The organism is Bacillus sp. CGMCC 1.60114, from assembly GCF_042676365.1.
Classification (GTDB): domain Bacteria; phylum Bacillota; class Bacilli; order Bacillales; family Bacillaceae_G; genus Bacillus_A; species Bacillus_A rhizoplanae_A.
Genome location: NZ_JBHTHG010000022.1, coordinates 1 through 1,482, shown reverse-complemented (window position 1 = coordinate 1,482; position 1,482 = coordinate 1). Strand labels below are relative to the sequence as shown.

The 1,482-nt window shown below is 34.9% G+C and carries 2 protein-coding genes; both read left to right on the top strand.

What is annotated here, in order from left to right:
- The first annotated feature begins 450 nt into the window (after positions 1 to 450).
- On the top strand, positions 451 to 636 hold the full coding sequence (locus tag ACFQZ1_RS08910) for a hypothetical protein (protein ID WP_377881766.1): 186 nt from the start codon (positions 451 to 453) through the stop codon (positions 634 to 636).
- A 77-nt stretch (positions 637 to 713) separates the two neighbouring features.
- Positions 714 to 1,331: a hypothetical protein gene (locus tag ACFQZ1_RS08905; protein WP_377881779.1), complete on the top strand. Its 618-nt coding sequence runs from the start codon at positions 714 to 716 to the stop codon at positions 1,329 to 1,331.
- Positions 1,332 to 1,482 lie beyond the last annotated feature (151 nt).

Here is a 1,482-nt window from a genome sequence, read left to right as displayed (position 1 = left end):
TCGCCATACATGCCCATCAACTTAAGAAAAGTAAACACCCCAAAAACGAAAAAAGAGCTGACTTCTCCAAATAACTAACTGTAGAAAAAGGAAATTTTCATTTTTGGGGTACTTCAAAATATTAGCTTGATAGCGATGGGGTACCGCCAGCATTTCGGAAAAAAACCACGCTAAGAGCATGCAAAATTTTATACAAAAAATAGGGAGACATAGGGAACCATCGGGAAGCCAAAAGGCGCACCAGAATAGGAATGTATAAAAAGATGCATAGAATCATAGAAAAAGAAAAAGGCGAATCCCTTGTGAGAATAAGGGGACGCCTTTTTCTTTGCTTCCCATAATGTTACGTTATGTTAACCGAATATGTATACCATATACATCCCAAAATACACAATACATCCCTTTTTTTAGGTGGTATAATAAGGAAAATTAACGCGGGAGAGATCTGATTTGAAATATCAGTTTGAATGGGGATTTGTTTTTGGATTACTTGCTATGTTTATAGCCATGAGTATGAATCAAGGACATACAGATTGGAAGTTTGCAATTGATTTTGTAGCAGGTCTTATTTTTTTCGTGATAGCAAAGCGAATGCTATACATGATAGTACAACGATACAAACAATTACGTCAGTAGTATATGAGAACAAATCAGGCCTCTCTCTAAACAGGAGGGGTTTGCTGTGAAAAAGAAAAGAGGAGAGTGTTTTATTTTTGTTGAAGGAGAATCCAAAATATAAAGGACACTGGAGAAGGTTTATTATTTTTACATGTATTGTTGGTTTAATTGTTGGTATCTTTTCAGTTATTTCGGATAACATACAATATTTGGATGATGGTATAACAGTTCTTGAATTCGTCATTTCGTATTTAGCGGTAATGCTTAACTCCTTACCAGTTTGGTTTATACTCGCTATGCTTGTTGGCTATATATTTGCAAAGGATATTAAGAATGCTGTATTACTTGGTGCCATTTATACAATTACTGCCATTACGTTTTATTTCGTGATTGGACATTTTTATGAGGATGTATCACCAATAACGATATCATTTAAAGAACAGGCAATCGCATATATGACTTGGTACGTAGCATCAACTATCGGTGGTATCCTTGGTGGGGGTGTAGGATTTTTAATAAAAAAAACACCGTATGCATTACTAAGTTTACTTATAGGGTTAATCTTGCAATTGTTTGTAAATGGGGTAAACAGTTGGAGGGGTATTGTTGGTATTTCGCAAAATGTTACCTTTTGTTTGATGATAGTAAGTATTGTTATTTATTTAGTAGTTGTAAGATTTAAAAAGACAAGAAGAACGGATGTAGTCATGTAACTTCCGCTAACGAGAATTATGTAAATGAGCTGTCCATATGGGCAGCTTATTGTATTTTTTGTTTAGCGTAGGATTTGTCCAAAATGTTGGCGATGCCCCTTATATAAAAGGAGGGAACAATAGATGGAAGACGTACAATTTCCCTTTTTAC